The 20,278-nt window shown below is 64.1% G+C and carries 12 protein-coding genes and 3 pseudogenes; 4 read left to right on the top strand and 11 right to left on the bottom strand.

The genetic code is table 11. The annotated features are described in order from the left end of the window. The first annotated feature begins 765 nt into the window (after positions 1-765). Entirely contained in the window at positions 766-1,809 is a 1,044-nt protein-coding gene (locus QE452_RS17190) for an Atxe2 family lasso peptide isopeptidase (RefSeq protein ID WP_309660115.1), read from the top strand. Here QE452_RS17190 and QE452_RS17185 read toward each other — a convergent pair. The 8 genes and pseudogenes from QE452_RS17185 to QE452_RS17150 form a co-directional block, all read right to left on the bottom strand. Further along, the gene (locus QE452_RS17185) at positions 1,798-3,402 is read right to left on the bottom strand and encodes an asparagine synthase-related protein (RefSeq protein ID WP_309660116.1); all 1,605 of its coding nucleotides are present in this window, start codon (positions 3,400-3,402) and stop codon (positions 1,798-1,800) included. The genes QE452_RS17190 and QE452_RS17185 overlap by 12 nt on opposite strands. Before the next feature lie 119 nt (positions 3,403-3,521). Further along, entirely contained in the window at positions 3,522-4,193 is a 672-nt protein-coding gene (locus QE452_RS17180) for a lasso peptide biosynthesis B2 protein (protein WP_309660117.1), read from the bottom strand. Positions 4,194-4,205: 12 nt separating this feature from the next. Continuing rightward, positions 4,206-4,337: a benenodin family lasso peptide gene (locus QE452_RS17175; protein ID WP_219018234.1), complete on the bottom strand. Its 132-nt coding sequence runs from the start codon at positions 4,335-4,337 to the stop codon at positions 4,206-4,208. A 495-nt stretch (positions 4,338-4,832) separates the two neighbouring features. Further along, a pseudogene (locus QE452_RS17170) lies at positions 4,833-4,976 on the bottom strand (transposase); the annotation flags it as partial. A gap of 71 nt (positions 4,977-5,047) precedes the next feature. Continuing rightward, on the bottom strand, positions 5,048-6,673 hold the full coding sequence (locus tag QE452_RS17165; RefSeq protein WP_309730567.1) for an ABC transporter ATP-binding protein: 1,626 nt from the start codon (positions 6,671-6,673) through the stop codon (positions 5,048-5,050). Between the two features lie 101 nt (positions 6,674-6,774). Next, entirely contained in the window at positions 6,775-8,160 is a 1,386-nt protein-coding gene (locus tag QE452_RS17160; protein ID WP_309660119.1) for a radical SAM/SPASM domain-containing protein, read from the bottom strand. Positions 8,161-8,956: 796 nt separating this feature from the next. Next, the gene (locus QE452_RS17155; protein WP_309660120.1) at positions 8,957-10,138 is read right to left on the bottom strand and encodes an ATP-binding protein; all 1,182 of its coding nucleotides are present in this window, start codon (positions 10,136-10,138) and stop codon (positions 8,957-8,959) included. After that, complete coding sequence (locus QE452_RS17150) at positions 10,128-11,387, bottom strand: response regulator (protein WP_309660121.1); 1,260 nt, start codon at positions 11,385-11,387, stop codon at positions 10,128-10,130. Before QE452_RS17150 ends, QE452_RS17155 begins: the two co-directional genes overlap by 11 nt. A gap of 129 nt (positions 11,388-11,516) precedes the next feature. Here QE452_RS17150 and QE452_RS17145 point away from each other — a divergent pair, with 129 nt between their 5' ends. From QE452_RS17145 to QE452_RS17135, 3 genes are read left to right on the top strand one after another with little or no spacing between them, the layout of a single operon-like run. Next, positions 11,517-12,797 (top strand): efflux RND transporter periplasmic adaptor subunit, encoded by a 1,281-nt coding sequence (locus QE452_RS17145; RefSeq protein WP_309660122.1) that lies wholly within the window; start codon positions 11,517-11,519, stop codon positions 12,795-12,797. Positions 12,798-12,805: 8 nt separating this feature from the next. After that, positions 12,806-13,486 (top strand): ABC transporter ATP-binding protein, encoded by a 681-nt coding sequence (locus tag QE452_RS17140; RefSeq protein ID WP_309660123.1) that lies wholly within the window; start codon positions 12,806-12,808, stop codon positions 13,484-13,486. Continuing rightward, positions 13,413-15,974, top strand: coding sequence for an ABC transporter permease (locus QE452_RS17135; protein ID WP_309730425.1), 2,562 nt, complete (start codon positions 13,413-13,415; stop codon positions 15,972-15,974). Before QE452_RS17140 ends, QE452_RS17135 begins: the two co-directional genes overlap by 74 nt. A gap of 469 nt (positions 15,975-16,443) precedes the next feature. Here QE452_RS17135 and QE452_RS17130 read toward each other — a convergent pair. The 3 genes and pseudogenes from QE452_RS17130 to QE452_RS19135 form a co-directional block, all read right to left on the bottom strand. Beyond that, positions 16,444-17,651 (bottom strand): annotated as a pseudogene (locus QE452_RS17130) (IS701 family transposase). A gap of 367 nt (positions 17,652-18,018) precedes the next feature. Continuing rightward, complete coding sequence (locus QE452_RS17125) at positions 18,019-19,857, bottom strand: TonB-dependent receptor (protein WP_309730563.1); 1,839 nt, start codon at positions 19,855-19,857, stop codon at positions 18,019-18,021. Next, positions 19,835-20,101 (bottom strand): annotated as a pseudogene (locus QE452_RS19135) (hypothetical protein); the annotation flags it as partial. The pseudogene QE452_RS19135 and the gene QE452_RS17125, both read right to left, overlap by 23 nt. Positions 20,102-20,278 lie beyond the last annotated feature (177 nt).

Raw genomic sequence — 20,278 nt, 5'->3', positions numbered from 1 at the left:
GGCCACGGATCGTCGATGAAGGCGGCGAGGCGATACGCGCGGAAAATGTCGTGCGCGGGTCGCGGACCGGCAGCGGCCTGCCTGCGACCATCGTCCCGGCATGGTCGCCCAATGGGCGATACCTGGCCTATCTTAAGCGTGTCGGCGGCCGGACGCAGGCCTGGCGTGTCTCGGTCGACGACGGCACCGCCGTGCGGATCACCGACGCGCCGGTCGATGTCGAGGCCATCGCGTGGAGCAAGGATGGGTCAAGGCTTGTCTTTGCGACGCGGCCCGGACGAACGACCTTTGCCGACGCGGTGCACGCCGAGGGCCGCACCGGGTTCCTGTTCGACCATCGCGTCATCCCGCCCAACGGCTTTGCACCGCAGCTGCCGGGCAACCTCGATAGAGTCGTTTGGTCGGTTCCACGGGAGGGCGGACCGGTTGCGCGTGCCGGTCGCCAGGACATCGCACGCCTGGGTGGTGAACCGATATTGAGCGAGCCCTCTCCTTTGAATGCCGTGACATCGGACGGGCGCAGGGCGGGCGCCGAGGTGGACGGTCCATCCCCCTTTGCCGGCCGCCGGATCTGGGCCGACGGGAACGGCGGCCGGCTGGCCTGTATCGCCTCCGACTGCCATGGCTCGATCCGCGGGATGTGGTGGGGCCCCGATGGCCGCAGCCTTCTCTTCCTCCGCTATGAGGGCCCGAACAACGAGCGTACGTCGCTCTTTCGCTGGATGCCGGGCGAGGCTGCAGTCCGTCGCATCTTGACTACCGAGGATGCGCTGGTCGGCTGCACCATGCCCCCCCCGGGAACTGCTGTGCCTGCGGGAATCATCGCTGGCGCCGCGCCGAATCGTCGGGATCGATCTTGCCAGCGGTGCCGCACGAACCGTCCTCGATCCAAACCCAGAGTTCGCGTCGCGAGCCAAGCCCCGTGTCGAGCGCCTGCGCTGGACGAACCCTGCGGGTCTTCCCGCCTGGGGCGATCTTGTCCTGCCTGCAGGACGACCACCTGCCAAGGGCTGGCCGCTGGTCATCGTCCAGTATACCAGCCGCGGCTTCCTGCGCGGCGGCACGGGCGACGAATATCCGATCCTGCCGCTGGCCGCGAATGGGATCGCGGTGCTGAGCTTTCAGCGTCCACCGCTTGTCGTGCAGGCCCGGCCCAATCTCTCGAGCGCCGAGGCCGTCGCGGCCGTGTTGCGCAACTGGGACGAGCGGCGCAGCACCCACGCGTCGCTCGAAGCGGGATTGGCGAAACTTGCTGCGCGCGGCGACATCGACCGTGACCGGATGGGCATCACCGGGCTGAGCGACGGATCGACCACGGCGCGCTATGCCCTGGTCGCCGGCGTATCGTTCCGCGCTGCGTCGCTCAGCACCTGCTGCCGCTACCTGCGGAGCGACCTCATCTACGGGGGCACGGTCCTCGCGGACGAGATGCGCGCCATGGGCTTTCCCAAGGTGGCCGACGACGATCCCGCATTCTGGGCACCAATATCCTTGCCTCTAGCCGCCCACCGGCTGCGCACACCGATCCTCTTCCAGCTGGCCGACGAGGAAGGGTTGTTCGCGCTCGAGACATTCGCGGCGCTGCGCGAGAACGACGTACCCGTCGAGCTTCGCATCTTCCCTGACGAGCATCACATCAAATGGCAGCCGGCGCACCGGGCCGCGGTCTATGCCCGCAATCTCGACTGGTTCCGCTTCTGGCTTCGGGGAGAGGAGGATCCCGATCCCGCCAAGCGCGAGCAGTATCGGCGGTGGCAAGACTGGCGTGACCATTCGGCCTTGACCCGACCCCTGGCATCAGCCCCATGACCGCGCCCAGGCCTCGGCGCCGGCGAGTTGCAACAGGCGGGCAAAGCGCAGGTCGCGGGCCGGTCCCGGCGCCAGCGCGGCCTCCACCGCCGCCCGGTCGATGACGCCCTGGATGGCCAGGCATCCGTCGAGGAGGAAAGGCCGCAACATGTCGGTCTCCCTCTCGACCAGTCGCGCCAGGAAGCCGGTTGGTGTCCCCTTGGATCGCCGCCCCACCACCGACGCGGGCAGGCGGGCGGCATAAGCTTGTCGGACGGGCACGCGATTGCGTCCTTCCTCGAACCACATCCAGCTCGGCACCCCTAGCGCGGCCTCTGCAATGGGCTGCGAGACGAGGGGCGACAGGAGCGCCGGGTGGCGGTCCGGATCGAGGCCATACGCGACCGCCATGGCGGCAAGGAGAAGCCCGACCTGCGCTGCCTTGCCCGGCGGCGTGCCTCGCGGCACCTCGAGCCATGGATGGGAAGGATCAAGGCCATCGACTATCCCGGGATCGAGGAAGCTGTGGTCGACCGGCCAGCGATAGGCCGCACGACGCGTCACCAGGCGCACGCCGGCGCGTGCCAACACAGCGGCAATGCTGACCTGGGCCATCCGTGCGATCGAGGCCGCCGTTGCGAGGGGACGTGACTCCCTGCCTATTCCGAGCAGGGCATCGACCACCGGGGCGACGCTTTGCAGCGAGCAGAACATGTTGTCGCCGCCACCGCCATCGATGACCAGTGTCGAGCCGGTTTCTCTCGCCAGATCGTCCGCGGCAGCAAAAGTGGCCTGGCGGAACTGCGCGCCAGTCGGTCGCGGCAAGCCAAGTGCGAGGGGACGCGTGAGATCGACTTGCCGAGGATCGCGAACGACCTCGACCAACGGGACGTCGAGATGGCGCGCCATTGCTAGGGCATGGTCGCGCTCATCGCCCTGTGCGTCCGCGACCACCATCGTCAGGCAGGTGAAGCGGCGCCCACTAGATGCCAGCGCCGCCGCCACGACCGACGAATCCAGCCCGCCGGACAGGAGCAGGATCGCCGGCACGTCGACCGGAAGGAGTGACACGACCGCGATGTCGATCGCCCCGGCCAATGCTTCCGCCGCCGCATCGCGATTGTGGAATGCCTGCGCCCGGTCGGTCCATGGCCAAGGAGACCAGTGCCGTTCCAGGCGAATGCCGCGGTCGGAGGCCTCGATTGCCTGGCCACCGCCAAGTTCCTCGACGCCGCGCAGGCAAGTGCGCCCATTGCGCAGGTCGGTGGCCGCGAGGAAATGTCCCAGGGCGTGCCAGTCGACAGCCGGAGCCAAACCACCGAATGTGCACAATAGTCGGACCGAAGAGGCCATAACGACATGGTCGGGTGCCTCATGCCAATAGCATGGCAAGCTGCCGAACGGCGCGCGCAAGGCGTAGCGGACGGCACGCGAGGTACCGAAGGCAACATAATCGCCCCAATGGTCGCGCGTCAGTTCACTTGCCGCACTTACAGTCCCGGACGAGGCGCCAAGCGTCGCTTCCGTCAGCGGCGTGGCGTCTCCGCGCCGGAACAGCGATCCGACAATACAGCCTTCCAGCGTGGCAATCGCATGCGACGCTGCGATCATCATCCGATCGTCGACGTGGCATAGTCCAAAGCCAGCCCGGCCGGCTGCTTCCGAGAAGAGGGCTTTATCCTCTGCACCGAAGGGCCTGGACCTGGCCAGCCATGCAGCGAACGTCGGCCGGATCATATCACGAGGATCGGCGTGAACGCGTAGACGACATGCAACTCGTCGTTGAGTACTTCGGTATCACGCTGGACCCAGGCATGCGCCGCGAACGGGTCCAACTGCACGCCGAAGACAAGCCGGGCATCGGCGGAAGCACACCGCCGGGCCAGGGCCAGCGACAGGGGAAGACAGTTCCCCGCGGGGCTGACCAGCAGTCGCAGTCGCGTAAAGGCGCCCGCATGGCGATCGACATCGCGGGCAGTTCCGCCCCGCCGCTCTCGCCGACGCTGAAGCCCTGCAAGTTCACATCCCAGGCCGCGCCTGCCCACGCGCCAGACGCTCGCCGCGAAGCACAGTCCGGCAATCATCGTCGAGGACCCCGGCGTGGTGTCGACTACCTCGAGGCGACTGGTCCGCGCGCGCGGGAGTTGGCAAGGCACAAGAGGCTCGCCCTTGGTGCTGTCGAGCAGTCCAACCCGGACAAGCCCGAGAAGCGGTGCCGCTTCGTCGCCCGCGAATTCTTCACCCGCGCATAGTCGGGTGAGGGCTTGGCTCATCGCTACTGGAAGCATCCAGTAGCGATCCGAGCGGGCATCAAGGAAGATCACGCTCTCGCCTATCGAGCAGAAGCCGACCAGCGGGGGTAGGAAGAACCTCATCGTGAAGCGGCGGGGTGTTCCCAGGAACACCCCGCCACCCTTTCAGTCGTCGGCCAAGCCGGCGCCGAGGAACCCCTGGACCTCGTCGATCGGGGTACCGGCCGGCCCTTGGGTCAGGGCACGGGCATCGCCCAGGTCGACCAGCGTCGGTGCCTTGTCGTTATCGCGTTCCATGACGTTCTCCTTGATATGCCGCGATCATTCGCGACCTTGGGAGGATGTGCAGGTCGGACGAATATACGAACTTTATACGGCCTTGATATCTCGAATGTCGGCGATCCCAGCGCGCTGCGTGTCGATTGCAGTCGACGTTGCTGGCCATTCCGAACGGGCTGGACTCAGACAGCCGGTTCCTACCCAGCGCCCGACTGCGATCGGGCACCCCCTGCATTCCCGATATTCCATGTCCAACGGACCATTTCAGAAAAGGCAATTGGGAACATATTATGGGAAAGTTGCCCGTGAGAGGCGACAGCGGTGTACTGGGCAGGTTCGGTCTTCTCTCTGCCCGTTCCCAATTGGTAAGGCTTCGCCAGCGCTCACGCGATCGGATCGACCGATGCAGACGTTGGGAAGGTAGCTCCGCCGTCAGCGAACAATCCCGGCAGCGTACGCGCTTTCAGAATCGAGTTCCGGATCGAACACCGTCCCGATCATGCCGTCATACTACGCCTCCCAGTTGTAGAACGTCGCATCGCTGATGCCATGCTTTCGGCACAGCTCGGCGGTCTTCACGCCAGTCTCATGATCGGGCAGCACGCCAATGATCTGATCCTCGGCAAAACGGCCACTCGCCACATCGCTCGTCCTCATCTAGCGAGCTAAACTACCAATGGCATGGTTTCCGGGGAGCAGGTCAAAGGGGTTACGTCAACGGCAATACGTCAGCCAGTGCTAGCCTTTGTAAAGGCGGATGCCATCGACACCTTGGCAGACAACGGTAGCTCGATCACTGTTCCATCACCGACATGGAAATGCCGGTCGACCATACTACGTAAGTCAGCGGGATCATGCGTGATGATGACCACAGTGCGTTCACGGTGAGAGAGCAGCGCCTCATACAGCGCGAGGCGGCTTTCCCAATCAATCGACGCAGTGGGTTCGTCCAGTAGTAGGACGCTAGGCGCGCAGACCAGCGCTCGAGCTACGGACACGCGCTGACGCTGGCCACCGGAAAGTTCACTGCCCCGCTCACCTACCGCGCTGCGCGCTAAGATTGGGCTATTTTCGAGCTGCACTGTCCTCAATGCGGCGGTCAAGGTCGCCTCATCGGCATGCGGGTTGCCGAGCAGAATATTTTCCCGAACACTCCCTTGGAATAGATAGGTTTCTTGCGCCACCGCTATCACGTGCGGGTAGAGGCTGCCCGACCAGTCTGGTGTGATCGCGATGCTAGCGATACTAATTTCGCCCGACGTTGGGGCCAGCGCTCCGGATAGCAAGTTGAATAAGGTGCTCTTCCCTGCGCCGTTGGCTCCCGTTACCAGCACGCGCTCGCCCTCTTGGATCGTCAGCGAAACGTGGTCGAGCACAGCGCGGTCCGATCCAGGATAGATGAGGCTCACGTCACGCACATCGATGCTGCGGGCCACACATTCGATACGTCGAACGGGCGGCGCTACGCGGCGGCCAATCGCGAGCGTCGCGGATAGGCGCATCAAATTAGGTAGCAGCTTGTGAAGCGCGCTGACGCTCTGGACCAATGTTTGCGTGCTGGTCCAAAGATAAAGGATCATCGTATTGACCGTGACGATGAGGCCAATATCGGCCGCGCCCTCTCGGATAGCGATGCCACCAATGACTAGCACGAGCAGAGTCAGTAGCCCTTGAGAGGAAAAGGCGAGCGAATGGATGGTCGCAGCGTTGCACTGCGCACGGGTCAGGCTGCGCATCCGCACCTTCATAAGCAGTACATAACGTGCGATTCGTCGTCCGCTGGCCCCATGTCCCACAAGGATCGAATGGCCCGCGAGCGTCTCGTGTAGAAAAGCACCCGTCACCGCCGAGCGCTCCGATGCATCGAAAAATAGCCTTGACCCCAGGTCGTGGCGGCGGGCCATAAATAGCGAGTAGAACGGCACCAATACTACGACGATTAAGGGCACGATTGGACTCAGCATCGCGGCATAGATGAAGGAGATGACCGCCAGTGTCGCGGGTTTGGCAATACCGCCCGAGAATACGATCAGTTCGGTGCACGCGCTGGCGTCCTCACTCAACCGGCCCATCGTCAACGCCGTTTCCTCGCCCCGCACAGCGCCTACCGGCCTGCGCATCATTGAAGCGCACACGGCGCGCCCGACGAATAATGCCGTGTATTCTCGCAACGCTGCGGTGAGCGTAAACTCGACGCGCGTCATCGCCGAAGAGGCCGCCCAGAAGCCGGTTGACAATCCGACATAAAGCCAAAATGGTCCGTGATTAAACGCCTCTCGCGACACGAACAATGCGAAGATGTGGCCGAATAACACAGCCGTGGCCGCCTGCGCGCCAGCGTTAACGACCGCCACGGCGTTCAACCAGAAGACCCGACGCCTGATCGTGCGATGCCTACGCAGGAAAAATCCGCAGATTGATAGCGCTCTGTGCCAGCGCGCGCCGGATGCCCTGCTCAAGCCTGAAGCCCGACCGAGTTCCAAAGCTTCTTTTCCGCGATCGCGAAGAATGTCGGGCACATATCCTTGTTGCGGGCCAGGAAGTCACCCTCTCGAGTATATGCCTCCGACCGGCACCCGCTGCCGCAGATATAACGGACAGGACAGACGTTGCATTCCTCGATCTTGTCGACCGTCGCCCGCCGTGTACGGTCGCGGTCGGGTGAATGGTCTAGGACAGACTTGATGTCGGAGGAAAAGGCGTTTCCTACAAGAAACTCTTTCTCATGAAGCGTTTGGCAGGGGTAAACGTCGCCATTGGGGTCGACACTGACCACGCCATTGCCGACGCCGCACTGATTGCGAAAAGCAGGCGCGGCCGCCAGCCCGCGGCTGTAGTGATAGTCATACTGACGATTCTCAAGTTGCGCGAACTCCTCTTCGCTCAGCACGTGCTGCTTCGCCCCCCAACGCTGCTGTGTATCGCGTACGTTGATCACCGACCCTGCTAGCGACACACGCTCCGCTTTCATCGTGTTCCAAGCGAAATCGAGGATGTCCTCTACGCCCTCGAGTGTTGAGGGGGTGACCACACCATTAAGGTGTACCCGCTCAAGCCCTGCTGCGCGCAACAGAGCGACCGCCTGCATGGCTTTCGCGTGCGAGCCCGCACCGCGGATTGCATCATGCCCTCCCTCAGGTGTGCTGCTGTCGAGACTGATGGATACGCTGTCGACATAACGGACAACTTCGTCGGCGTTATCCTCGCTGATCATTGCGCCATTGGTGAGCAAGTTAACATACAGGCCGAGTTGCTTCGCGCGCTTCGCAATTACGAGGAAGTCGCGATACAACGTCGCTTCGCCTCCAGTCAGCTTGACCTCTTGCAGCCCGAAGGCGGCCGCATCTTCTATTATTTTGATGAATTTTTCGGTGGTCGACAGTGCCGCTTGCCGCTTGGGCGCGGCTTCGCTTTTACGGTCCTGAAGGAAGTTAAATCGGTGATCCTGATTGTAACAATAGGAGCATTTCAAGTTGCAGGCTGCAGTGAGATGCAGATACATTACCACCGGATAGGGAGACGGCTCAATGGGTAGCTCGCGACGCGTATAACTTTTGCGATGAAGAAAACCCAAGTCTGCCAAGCCAGCGAAGAATTGGGATACATAGGCCGCCGCGCTCGGATCGTCCTCGCTCAGTCCAGCGCGGGTTGCAACGGCGCGGGTCGCATCAGCAAAGCTCCGATCGCGCGCGTAGGCATTGATGCTGGCCACGCCAAATTCATCAGTGGCAAACCAAATATGGTTAACGGGGTCGATTAGGAGCGCGCGCTCCTCGCGGCGAAGCACGTGGTATTCCGGCGGCACCACGTAGTTGCATTCCAGTTCGGGTAGTACTTCCATGGCATCCCCCCCTGAATCAACAACCAAAACCCGGAGATCAGGTGCCGCAAGGGTGCTCGCAGCACCTGACCTACTAGATGTTTACGAGCCCCTGCCAGTGCCGCTGCCGCACAGGCAGTTCCCACCGGCACCAGCGCCGTTCGAACCCCCGCACGTGCACTGAGGTTGCAACATCGTCATGCCCTCTTGCGGTGCAGCAATTAAGGGCACGGGCAGCCCCCCAAAATTAGAGACGGCGGTGGTTGCTGAAGGCAAAACCATAAAACCTCCCCTTGGAAGTAAAGCCAGCGCGATTTGCCGGCAACGGCATAGTATAAGACATAAACAGCGCTGGCAATATTGTGCACATCTCAGAAAACATATTTATTGCAATGGCATATGATATTTCGCGCCTAAAAATGCGACTAAATAAGCATCGCCATACCTGCATTTAGCCGCTTTTTTTGCGTTCTAGGCGACGATCTGCCTGTCGGGGCGCGACTCGGGCACTTCACTGCTGCCGATTTACGCAACTGTTGTTGGATCCTTCGATCTGTCCGGTGAAGGATATCGACGCGGCGCGTATATCGGGCAGCAATAAAGGTGCCATAATTTCGCTTGACGGCGGAGGCGGCAATCGGTGATGATCTATGGCACGGACACAACCCGTGCTAAGGATATATCACCAAGCCTTCTTGAACCTGAAAAGGTCTGGTCAAACCAGGGAGCAGCTCAGCGCCTGCCTTTAGGGGGCCGTTTGAAAAACTCGCGAATGAGCCAGTTTTCTGGCGGTGCGCGTCGGTTTGCAAACAGGCTCTCAAACCCGCGGCAGGACCACCGCGAAACGCGTGCCATCCTCTTCGGAGGCCAACAGGCTGATTTCGCCGCCGTGTCCCCGGACGATCTGGCGGGCGAGTGTCAGGCCGATGCCGCTACCGGCCTGCTTTGTAGTCATGAAGGGCTGAAAGATTGCATCTGCCAGTTCAGGTGCGATGCGGCTACCGCCATTGGTGATGGTGATGGCCAGGCTGTCCGCCCCGGCCGCTGCCGCCAGTGTGACCCCAGCACCAGGACAACTCTGTATTGCTTCGGCGGCGTTTTGCAGCATCGCCCATAATGCTTGGTTTAGCTGGTCCGGGTCGCAATGGATCGCTGCGGGGACCGGCCCGATTTCGAACAGGACGGGGATATCTGGCCAGCGGACTGCGAACAGCCGGCTCAGATCGCCGAGCAAGTCGGCGATTGCCACCCGCCGCGGCTCGGGCGCAGGCAGGCGCGCCAAGCTGCGATAGGCGTCGCCGAACCGCTGAAGTCCAGCGGCCCGGCGCGCTACCGTGCCCACCGCCTCGCGCACGCCCGCGACGTCCGGGGCCTCGTCGTCCAGCATGGCGGTGGCGGTTTCAGCCAGCGAGGCGATGGGCGTCAGCGCGTTGACAATCTCGTGGCTGAGCACCTGAACTAGGTCGCGTAGCGCCGCTGCCTCAGCCGCCTTGATCTCCGCCCCAATGTCGATCAGCGCCACCACCTGCGCGCGCGCACTGTTTAGCAGCAAATCCCCGACGGCGAGCGCGAAGGTGCGCGGCGTGCCCTTTTCGTCAAGTGTAACCGTTGCGGTCCGCCCCGGCGGCGTATGCATCAGCGCCTCGACGAGCGACGGGGGAGGAACGGTGATGACGACATCCGCCAAGAACAGCCGCCGCGCAGCGCGATTGACTGCAGTCAGGACGCCGTCTTCATTTACGACTAGAGGCGCGGGCGACAAGTCAAGAAAAGTGCGCAGCCGCCGCAACTCCTCTTGGTCAAGCGCGGGAGGCGGCGGCGGGGGCGTCAGGACCAGCGGCCGCGCCGCAACGATCGCCACGCCCCCGGTCCAGGCTGCCAACAGCAATGTCAGGACAGTATTGGCATAAAGCCCATCACGCACACTAAGCGCCGCCGCCGCGCCTGTACCGAGCAGGACCAACGTGCGAACAGTCGCGGCCAGTCGTTCAGAGGCCATAGCGCGTCATCCGGCGATACAGGGCGGCGCGGCTCAGCCCAAGCTGGGTTGCCGCCCGGCTGACGTTAAAGCCATGTCGTTTCAGCGCGGCAGCGACTAGCATCTCCTCGCTACGGGCGAGGTTCATATCCTGTGCGATCGCGCGTGGCGCTAGATCATCAGACTGTAGCGCGAGGGCAAAGTCGGCGGCGTCATGCGCATCCCCTTGCCCAAGCAACACCGCCCGCTCGGCCGCCTGACGCAACCCGCGCACATTATCCGGCCAAATGTCGGCGGCGATGGCGCGCTCCGCTTCTTGGGTCAGGGGACGGCACGGCTTGCCATATCGGGCGGCGAAGACCGCGACGAAATGTCGCGCCAATAGCACCGCATCCCCCACCCGTTGCTCTAGAGGCGGCAGATCGAGTTCGATAGTATTGACTCGGTAGAGCAAATCCTCGTGCAGCGCCACACGCAGCCCCAAGTGGTCTAACCGACTGGTCGAGATCAGCCGAATGCCGCCGCTATCACGAGCCAGCACGGGCTGGAGCGCAGCGGGCAGCCGGTCGATCCGGTCGATGACCAACGTTCCCTCGGACGCCTCCGCTAAGCGCGCGGCAAGCAGCGGCGCGTCCGCCGCCCCGGCGTCCAGCGTCACCAGCGGTACGTTAGCACGCGGCGACCCGGCATGGGTCAACATCGCCGCCAGTGTCTTGCCTGTTCCGGCGGCACCACGCAGCAACAGCGCGGCGTCGGTCGACGCGATCCGCGCAATCAGGGCGCGCGTGGCGACCATGTCGGGACTTTCCCCCAGCAGCATCGGTAGGTCCCCACCGGGAGGTATGGGCGCGGCGTTCAGCCTAGCACGGCGCAGCGCCACTCCGCGCTCGACGCTGGCGAGCAGCCGGGCATTGTTCCACGGCTTGATCACGAAATCCGCCGCGCCGCCGCGCATCGCGCGCACCGCGACCTGGATGCCGCTATGCCCCGTCACCACCACGACCACCGCGTGCCGATCCGCCGCCAGCAGCCGGTTGAGCATTTCGAATCCCTCCTCCCCCTCAGTCCGCCCGCGCGCGAAGTTGAGGTCGAGCAGGATCACGTCGGCGGGCCGCTCGGCCAGCCTCACCCAGGCGGTGGCGGGATCGGCGGCCACCGCCACGGTCATGCCGTGGCGGTCCAGCATCAGCTGTGCGGCTCGCCCGATATCGGCATCGTCGTCGATGACTAGGATATGCGGGGCCGGATGAGAAGGTGATTCGGTTGACATCTCGTCCGCCATTGTTCGAAATCGAACAGTTGCTAAGCTCAACCAGACGCCACTGACTAGTGGCCGCATAAAACCTGCTCTAAATGAGCATCTTAGGCTGAACGGGAGTGTCCGGCTTACACTGTTCGCATGGTCGACACCCCCTCCTCCCTCAGCGGCGTCGCGATGGACCGGCGAATCGAACGGCCCGGCCGCCGTCGCCGCCAACGCATCCTCCGTGCCGCCGCAGCGATCGGCGCCATCGGTGGGGGCGCCGCCCTCTGGTGGTTGATGCCCGCCAGCGGCAGCCTGACCGTCGATGCGCAAAGCCTCCAGGTCGGCGCAGTCACCAACCAGGCGTTTCGCGACTTCGTGCCGCTGCGGGCCGAGGTGGCGCCGCTCCACACCGTGTTCGTGACCGCAGTGTCGGGCGGATCGGTCACCGAGTTAATCGCCACCGACGGGGCGATGGTCACGACGGGGGCGCCGCTGGCCCGCCTGTCCAACCCGTCGCTGGAGCTGGAGGTCGCCAGCCGCGCGGCGGGGATCATCGGCCAGTTGAGCAGCAACAGCGGCGCGCGGCTGTCGATCCAGCGCAGCCGCCAAGACGCCCAGCGCGACATCGCCGAGGCGCGCAACGCCCTAGCCAAGGCGCAGACCGTGCTGCGGCAAAAGGCGCTGCTCTATGAAAAGGGTTTCGTGACCAAGGCGGCGATCGACCCGTTGCAACAGGAGGTCACCTATCAACAGGACCGGGTCGCCGCACTGACCGGCGGCCAAGCGAGGACGCAGGCGACGCTGGCCGACCAGACTGCCGGGATCAACGCGACTGAGCGGGAGCTACGCGACAGCCTGGCGATGGTGCGCGCCAGCCTGGGCGCGCTGACCATCCGTGCTCCCGTCGCCGGGCGGCTGACCGCCTTTACCATGCAGCCGGGCCAGATGCTGAAGACGGGCGATCCGGTCGGCCAGATCGATTCGGAGGGACAGTGGAAGCTGGTCGCCGATATCGACCAATATTATCTCAGCCGCGTCCGCCCCGGCCTGGCCGCTCGCGCCGATGTCGACGGGACCGGCTATCCGCTGCGCGTCCTCAAGATTCTGCCGCAGGTGACCGACGGGCGCTTCCGCGTCGAATTCACCTTTGATGGCGCCGCCCCTCCTCTCCATCGCGGCCAGACGCTGGACGTCCGCCTCGTACTGGGCGCGGACCGGCCCGCCATCGTCGCCCCTGCCGGGGGCTGGCTGGATGCGGGCGGCGCCACCGCCTTTGTAATGGACGGCAGCGGCCGCGCGGTGCGCCGTGCCGTCCAGACCGGCCGCCGCAATCCCGAACAGGTGGAAGTGACCGCCGGCCTGTCGCCGGGCGAGCACATCGTCACCTCGCCGCTCGTCACCTACGCCCCCTACAAGACCCTGATCATTCGTTAGGAGCCGCCATGATCCATCTCCACGACGTCAGCCGTACCTATGCCTCGGACGAGGTCGAGACGACCGCGCTGGGCGGTATTGAGCTTCATGTCGAACCCGGCGAGTTCGTCGCCATCATGGGCCCTTCGGGCTGCGGCAAGTCGACCCTGCTCAACATACTGGGCACGATCGACCGGCCGAGCGGCGGGCGCTATCTGTTCGAGGGCAAGGACATCGCCCGCGCGCCCGAGGCCGCGCTGGCGCGGCTGCGGCGCGACCGGCTGGGATTTGTGTTCCAGAGCTTCAACCTGATCGACGAGCTGACCATCGCCGAGAATGTCGCGCTGGGTCTAGCCTATCGCCCCATGGCTGCGAGCGAGAAGCGCAACCAGATCGCGGCGGCGATGGACCGGGTCGGCATCGCCCACCGCCAGCGCCATTTCCCGCACCAGCTGTCGGGCGGTCAGCAACAACGTGCCGCGATTGCCCGCGCGATCGTTGGCGAACCCCGGCTGATCCTAGCCGACGAGCCGACCGGCAATCTGGATACCGCCAACGGCGCGCAGGTGATGGAAATCCTGCAACAGCTAAACGCCGGCGGCGCGACGATCGTCATGGTGACGCACAGCCCCACCCATGCCGACATCGCCAGGCGGACCGTCCATATGCTCGACGGCCGCATCCTGGCCTCGGCGCGGCTGGCGGCATGAGCGGACGGCGCTCGTCCTCTCGGCCCCGTTCGTCCGCCTGAAGGATTGTCCCATGGCCCTCTCGACTTCCGTTCTGTCCTCTTCCCTCTCCTCCACGGCAATCAGCTTCTATCGCTCGCTGACCCGCCACCGGCTGTTCGCCACGCTCAACATCTGCGGGCTGGCGCTGGGCATCGCGGCCTTTCTGGTGCTGTTCCTGTTCGTCCGGTTCGAGACGCAATATGGCCGCTGGGTGCCGGGCAGCGACAGGCTGTGGATGGTCAAGGCCGAGGTGACGATGCCTGGCTTCGACACCTTCCACAACGACTCCACCTCGGCTCATTTCCTGTCCTTCCTGCAGAATGATTATCCGGGGACGCGCGGCACGCGTTTCACCACGTCCGACGCGAGCGTGCGCAAAGGGGTGGGGGCGGTATCGGAACAGGTGATACAGGCCGACCCCAATTTTTTCCGCATCTTGTCCTATCCGGCTCTGGCGGGTGATCCGAGCCAGGCCTTGGCCCGGCCGGGATCGGCGATCGTGACCGAGGCGACCGCCAAGAGCTATTTCGGCGGAGTCGCCTCCGCGATCGGGCGGACACTGACCATCACCATCGCGGGTAAGACCTCCGATTACGAGGTCGCGGCGGTGTTGCGCGACCTGCCCCCCGACACCGATTTCGCCCCCGCGATAATCGTCCCGATCGCGCCGCTTGGCACCACGAAGGACGACGCTTGGTCCTTTGGCGACAATCTCGTCCTCTTATCCTTTCCCGACGCCGCCGCTGCCGAGGCGATGGAGACACGCCTGACCGATCTGGTCCGCCGTCACCCGCTGAACGAGCCGATGCCGGGTGCAAAGATCGCACTCGGCCTTCAGCCGCTCGGTGCCCTCCACCTGAATAACAAATCGGCCGTGACCGAAGTCGCGACGCTAGGCGCGATAGGTCTGGTCACCCTGCTGATCGCGCTGGTCAACTATATCAACCTCATGACCGCTCAAGCCGGCCTCCGCGCCCGAGAGGTGGCGATGCGCAAGGTGCTCGGCGCGACGCGGGGCGCGCTGATCGTGCAGTTTCTGGGCGAATCGATCGCGGCGGCGGTGCTGGCCGGGCTGCTGGGTCTGGCGCTCACCGAACTGGCGCTGCCACTGGTCAATGCAGCGGGCGGCACGTCGTTGTCCATCCATTATGGTGGCACGCAGTCGATCCTGCCGCCTTTCGCGGTGCTGGTGATCGGCGCGGGTCTGATCGCGGGCCTCTATCCGGCGCTGGTCCTGTCGCGCTTCCAAGCCGCCGCTGTCCTCGCCTCGGCCCGTTCGCCCGGTGGCGGCCGGATGAGCGCCCGCGTCAGACAAGCGCTGGTCGTGTTGCAATTCGCCATCGCGGTCGCGCTGGGCACCGGCACGGCGGTGCTGTTCGCCCAGACCTATCATGTCCGCAATGCCGATCTGGGCTTTGTCCAGAAGGGCATGATGCTGGTCCCCGCGCTCGGCGACAAGGCGCTCGATCCTGGCCAGCGAGAGCGTATATTAAAGGCGTTCAGTAACTTGCCCGGCAGCCGGGCGGTGTCCTATGCCACCTCCACGCCCGCTGGGGGTGTCTCCATGATCCGCTCGCTTAAAGCGAAGGGCGGTGCCGCCCAGCAGATCATGTTCAGCACCGTGGGTGATGGATTTTTCAAATTAATGGGCGCGCGGTTCATCGCCGGCCGTGACTTTGACCGCCGCTTCGCCGCTGACGATTCGACCAGCAACGAACCCAACAAGACAATTTTTCGCAACGTCGTCATGAACGAATCTGCGCTCCGACTGCTTCATCTGGGCAGCCCGGACAATGCCGTCGGCAAAATCTTGGACGATGACGCGAAAAGCCGGACCCAATTAGTCGGGGTCGTTGCCGATATGCGCTTCATGGGCCCCAAGACCAAGAACGACGCGATGATGTATATTTGGCGCCCCCTGCCGCAAGATAACGCCGCCGCCTTCCTGCGCTTCACCGGCAGCCCGGTCGCGATAACCGCTGAGATGGAGCGGGTTTGGCACGACTTGGCCCCTAATGTCCCCTTTGTGGCCAAGACGGTCGAACAGGCGCGCTATGACAGCTTCATTCGCCAAGACGCGCAGCGCATGCGGCTATTTACCATCGGCGCATTATTGGCGGTGATGATCGCGTGTATTGGCCTATACGGTCTAGCTTCGTTCGATACGGCGCGGCGGTTCCAGGAGATCGGCATCCGCAAGACGCTGGGCGCGTCGACCGGCGATGTGCTGCGGCTGCTGATTGGGCGGTTCTTACGCCCGGTACTGCTCGCCACACTGCTCGCCTGGCCGATCGCCTATTTCGCGATGCGCCAATGGTTGTCCGAATTCGCCGACCGCATCACCCTGTCGCCAGCCTTCTTCACCTTGTCAGGCGTTGCGGCAGTCGCGATCGCGACAAGCACGGTCTTCGTTCAGGCATGGCGAGTCGCCCGCGCCGAACCAGCGCGTGCGTTGCGATATGAATGAGGGGGCGATGACGGCCAGCTGACGCGGCCAAATGAACAGGTGTTCAGTCCCAGAAATTCCTTCGCCTTATGGTTTGGGACGCAGCTCACATGCATATCTCCTAATCTTAACGGGAAATCCCCAGGGGTCTGGCTGGCCGTTCATTTACGGGAACGGTCGTGCTTGCTCGACGAGCCGGTTATGAATGGATGATGCCCCTGCTCGATACCGCCACCCATGAACCACCGCCGATCCTAACAGAAAGAGATGCTGACGAAGTCGCTGACCTATATGCCCGCTGTCCCGACTACTTCATGTTGCAGCACGGAGAGCTAGCATTACAGTTGCGTTCTTGATCGGACATGTGACCGTTGAGCGGCGGCTTGGTGGGCGCGTCGCCAGCATGACCAAGCGATAACGCGACGAGGCTCGATGCGCCGCTGGGCCAGCCGGATGACGATACGGCGGATTTCCTGGACGGACCAGCGGATCAGTTCCGTGGTTTCGTCCAAGGTCTTTTTGGGGGCGCGGCATTGGCGCGGGTACGGATGGCCGCCAGCATCGCGAAGGCGAGCATGACGAGCGAGACGTGCCGGTGCCAGCCATGCCAGGAGCGGGTCTCGTTATGGTCGAGGCCCAGTTCGTTCTTGGCGGTCTCGAAACTGTCCTCGATGGCCCAGCGATGCCCTTCCACGCCGACGAGGGTTTCGATGGTCGTGCCGGCCGGGCACCAAGTGGTGAAGAAGGCAAGGTCATCACTGGCAATGTGGCGCCGTATCAACAGGCCCCTGGTCCATGTCCCGATTGCACCATCGACGTACTCGTCGGCTGCGAGGTCGGCGAGTTCGAAGTAGGTCCAGTCATGGACGCGCTCGCCCTTGGTGCCTTGGCCCGCCGACAGACGTTGCCATGCAGTCGGATCGAGGTCATCTGCGATCTGCGCGGCGGTGCCCGCGACGACCGGCTTGTGGCCCCACGAGCCGAAGCGATGGTCGCCCTTCACGCCCAGCACATAGCCCTTGCCGGCACGGCGCAGCACCTGCTCGATGTCGCCGACGCCGTAGACCGCATCCGCCGCGACCCAGGCGAACGGCATGCTGGCCGCAATCGCCCGTTCGATCATCTTCACCGCCAGCGCCGGCTTGGTCGCGAAAGCCGTGCCCTCCGGCACATGCGCGGCCGCCAGGCGCACCGGGTCAGCGGTCCAGCTCTTCGGCAGATAGAGCGCACGGTCGACGAAAGCATGGCCCTTGGCCGAGACATAAGCGGCGAACACGCCGATCTGGCAGTTGGTCACCTTGCCGGCCGACCCAGTGTACTGGCGCCCCACGCCGCACGACGCCTTGCCCTGCTTCAGGAATCCGGTTTCGTCGATGACCAGCACCGCATCATCGGTGCCAAGATGTTCGACGGCATAATCGCGCACGATGTCGCGCAGCGCATCCGCATCCCACCGCCCGCGCCCCAGGATTGCCTGCTGCCGCCATGGCCCGGCATCGCCCGCCGCCTCGGCGCGCATCCACCCGGTCTTGCGGCGCTCGTCGCCCAGCAAGCCATCCAGAAAACTGTTCGCCGATGCCGCAACACGCGCCTGGCTGAACAATGGCCGCATCCGCGCCTTCACCTCGCGCAGCGACGATGCCCAAAGCTCCAGCGTCGCCTCGATCGATGCTCCCGTCACCACGACCTCCTTGTCATGGTGACCCATTGATTCAGAACATCATCAAGAGCGCAACTGTAATGTTAGTCGGCGTGGCGGGGTCGATCCGGGCGGTACAGGCCTGACCTACCGTCATCACGCTCGATACGACCCGGTGAGATATGTATACCGGCCTCACAGTGCGCATGGAGGCACAAGATACCGGCTCTGTGCGACTTTGCCGCGAAGCACCTCTGCAAATCCCACCACCAACGAGTTTCCGGACGGGCTCGATTGGATTCCGGAAAATGTCACTCGGCCGGTCGATCTGCAAAGCCGGCGCGGATTCCCAACCGTGAAGACCTGCCATCCGTTGATTGTGCAGCCGCCGGGATCGTCGCTTCGCCGCACGGGTGGATGCCCGCATCAGAAGCGGGCACGCACCACTCCCAAAATGCTGCGCGGCGTACCGGGATAATTCTCCAGCCGGGTAACCGTGGACTCGATATAATAGGCATCGGTCAGGTTGCGGGCGGTCAGCGACAGTTCCAGGCCCGTGCCGGGCACCGCATAGCTGATCGTCGCATCATAGACGGTATAGCCATCGACCGAGAAGCTGTTGCTGAGGTCGCCCGCCCGCCGGCCGACCAGGGTCACGCCGCCCGCCAGGGTTAGCCCCTCGGCAGCGCCGCCCAGCAGATAGCTGCTCCACAGCCTGCCGGACCATCGCGGCACGTTGGTCAACCGGTTGCCCACCGTGAACCGTTCATCCCTGCTGATCGTCGCATCGAGATGACTGCCGCTGGCGATCACCTGCCACCGCTTCGTCAGGTGGCCGATAACGTCCATTTCCAGCCCGCGCACCCGCTGCTCGCCGGTCTGGATCGCGAAGCTGGTATCGGCCGGGTCCGGGGTGGCGACATTGCGCTTGGTGATGTCGAAGGCCGCGAAGGTCGCGATCAGCCGCCCGCCCACGGGGTCCAGCTTCACGCCCGCCTCATATTGACGGCCACGCTCGGGATCGAGATAGCTCAGGTCGCGGCGCTGGCTGGTCTGCGGCTGGAAGCTCTGCCCGTAGCCGCCGAACAGCGATATGGCCGGCACCGGCTGTACGACCACCCCGCCGCGCCACGTCGTCGCGCTGCTGTCGCGACGATCCTCCCGACCACTGACCTGATCGAGCAACCGATCGCGCACAATGTCGTGGCGGACGCTGCCGAGCAGCTTCAGCCAGTCGGTCACCGTGACCTGGTCCTGGACATAGGCCGCGTAGAGATCGGATCGGCGATAGGTGTCGGCATTGAGCGACAATCGCGGCAGTGGGGCATTATAGACCGGGTTCAGGATATCGATCGACGCGATGTTGCCGCGATAGGTCAGGAAATCGAGCGTGGCATGACTATAGCTGCCGCCGGCCAGCACGACATGGCCGACCCCGCCGGTCGCGAAGGTCGCCACGGCCTCTGCGCGCGTATCGACGGTTTCCAGATCCTCGGTGCGGGTCGTCGCGCGACGGCTCAAAGTGCGGCCATTGGCGGCCAGCGCACGATAATCGATCGCATAGTTGTCCTGCACGACCGCATCGGTGTAGCGGCCGTTGAGGTGCAGGCTGAGCCAGTCGGTCGCGCGGTGCGCCACGTCCAGCACGACGCGCGTCTTGCGTGCGCCCGTGACCGACCAGGGTTCCGACAGGAAGCGCCGGGCGGGGAGCGTGACCCGGTTGTCGGCGCCGACGACAAGGCCGCGGTCGAACGGATTACGCTGGCTGCTATGGTCGACATCCAGGTTGATCGTGGTGGCATCGCCCGGTCGCCAGCGGGCCGCGAAACCGGCGAACTGACGCGTGGATGTGGCCGCATGCTTGCCGCGAAACCCCTGCAGCGTCTGTGCCGCGCCGGTCACGCGCACCGCCAGCCGATCGCCGACCGGACCGCTCGCCGTGGCCGAGACGCGCGCGAAGTCGAAGCTGCCGGCCTGCAGGCTGATTTCCGCCGTCGGCCGGTCGGTCGGGCGCCGTGTCGTGATATTGATGACCCCGCCTGGATCGCCCTGGCCGTACATGACGGAGGCGGGCCCCTTCAGCACCTCCACCGTCTCGACATTGGCGAGATCGAGGAAGGTTTCCGACCGATCGGCCACCCGGTTCAGCAGCACGCCGTCGATCGCGTAACGCGGGGTGGTGAAGCCGCGGATCTGGTAGATTTCGCCACGGTTGCCGGCGGTGGTCGCCCGGCTGCACGCCCGAGACGTTCTGCAAGACGTCAGTCAGGCGGATGCTGTTCTGATCCTCGATCACGCTGCGGGGGATCACCTGGATCGATTGGGGCACGTCGCGCAGCGGCGTCGCCGTGCGGGTCGCGGTCGCGCTCTCGCCCTCGACATAGCTGGGTCGCTCTCCGGTCACGACGATTTCGCCGCGCTCCTGAATCTCGGTCTCTTCGCGACGGATATGGTCGTCGGTGGACTCTGCCAGAGCGCCGCCCGAAAGTCCGAACCCAGCGCACAGCATAGCCGTGCTGGAAATCCAGCGCACCATTACACCCCTTTAGCTATTGCGTTTCGCTCGCATTAGCTAAAGGGGTGTAATGGTGCAAGCTTGTCGGAGGACGATGCGGAGTATAGTTCGCGCTTGTGCAAGCGAATGCTCCGGTACGCCGCATCAATATTCATAAGTTTCAATCTATTG

This window comes from Sphingomonas sp. SORGH_AS_0438 (assembly GCF_031453475.1).
Taxonomy (GTDB): domain Bacteria; phylum Pseudomonadota; class Alphaproteobacteria; order Sphingomonadales; family Sphingomonadaceae; genus Sphingomonas.
The sequence above is the reverse complement of the archived record's forward strand: the minus strand, read 5'-3'. Positions and strand labels throughout refer to the sequence as shown.

Bases quoted from the DNA above. Each gene is read 5' to 3' on its own strand.
- QE452_RS17190 (WP_309660115.1), top strand. From the start codon at position 766: ATGCGCTGGTCGGCTGCACCATGCCCCCCCCGGGAACTGCTGTGCCTG.
- QE452_RS17185 (WP_309660116.1), bottom strand. From the start codon at position 3,402: ATGATGATCGCAGCGTCGCATGCGATTGCCACGCTGGAAGGCTGTATT.
- QE452_RS17175 (WP_219018234.1), bottom strand. From the start codon at position 4,337: ATGGAACGCGATAACGACAAGGCACCGACGCTGGTCGACCTGGGCGAT.
- QE452_RS17160 (WP_309660119.1), bottom strand. From the start codon at position 8,160: ATGGAAGTACTACCCGAACTGGAATGCAACTACGTGGTGCCGCCGGAA.
- QE452_RS17155 (WP_309660120.1), bottom strand. From the start codon at position 10,138: ATGGCCTCTGAACGACTGGCCGCGACTGTTCGCACGTTGGTCCTGCTC.
- QE452_RS17150 (WP_309660121.1), bottom strand. From the start codon at position 11,387: ATGTCAACCGAATCACCTTCTCATCCGGCCCCGCATATCCTAGTCATC.
- QE452_RS17145 (WP_309660122.1), top strand. From the start codon at position 11,517: ATGGTCGACACCCCCTCCTCCCTCAGCGGCGTCGCGATGGACCGGCGA.
- QE452_RS17140 (WP_309660123.1), top strand. From the start codon at position 12,806: ATGATCCATCTCCACGACGTCAGCCGTACCTATGCCTCGGACGAGGTC.
- QE452_RS17135 (WP_309730425.1), top strand. From the start codon at position 13,413: ATGCCGACATCGCCAGGCGGACCGTCCATATGCTCGACGGCCGCATCC.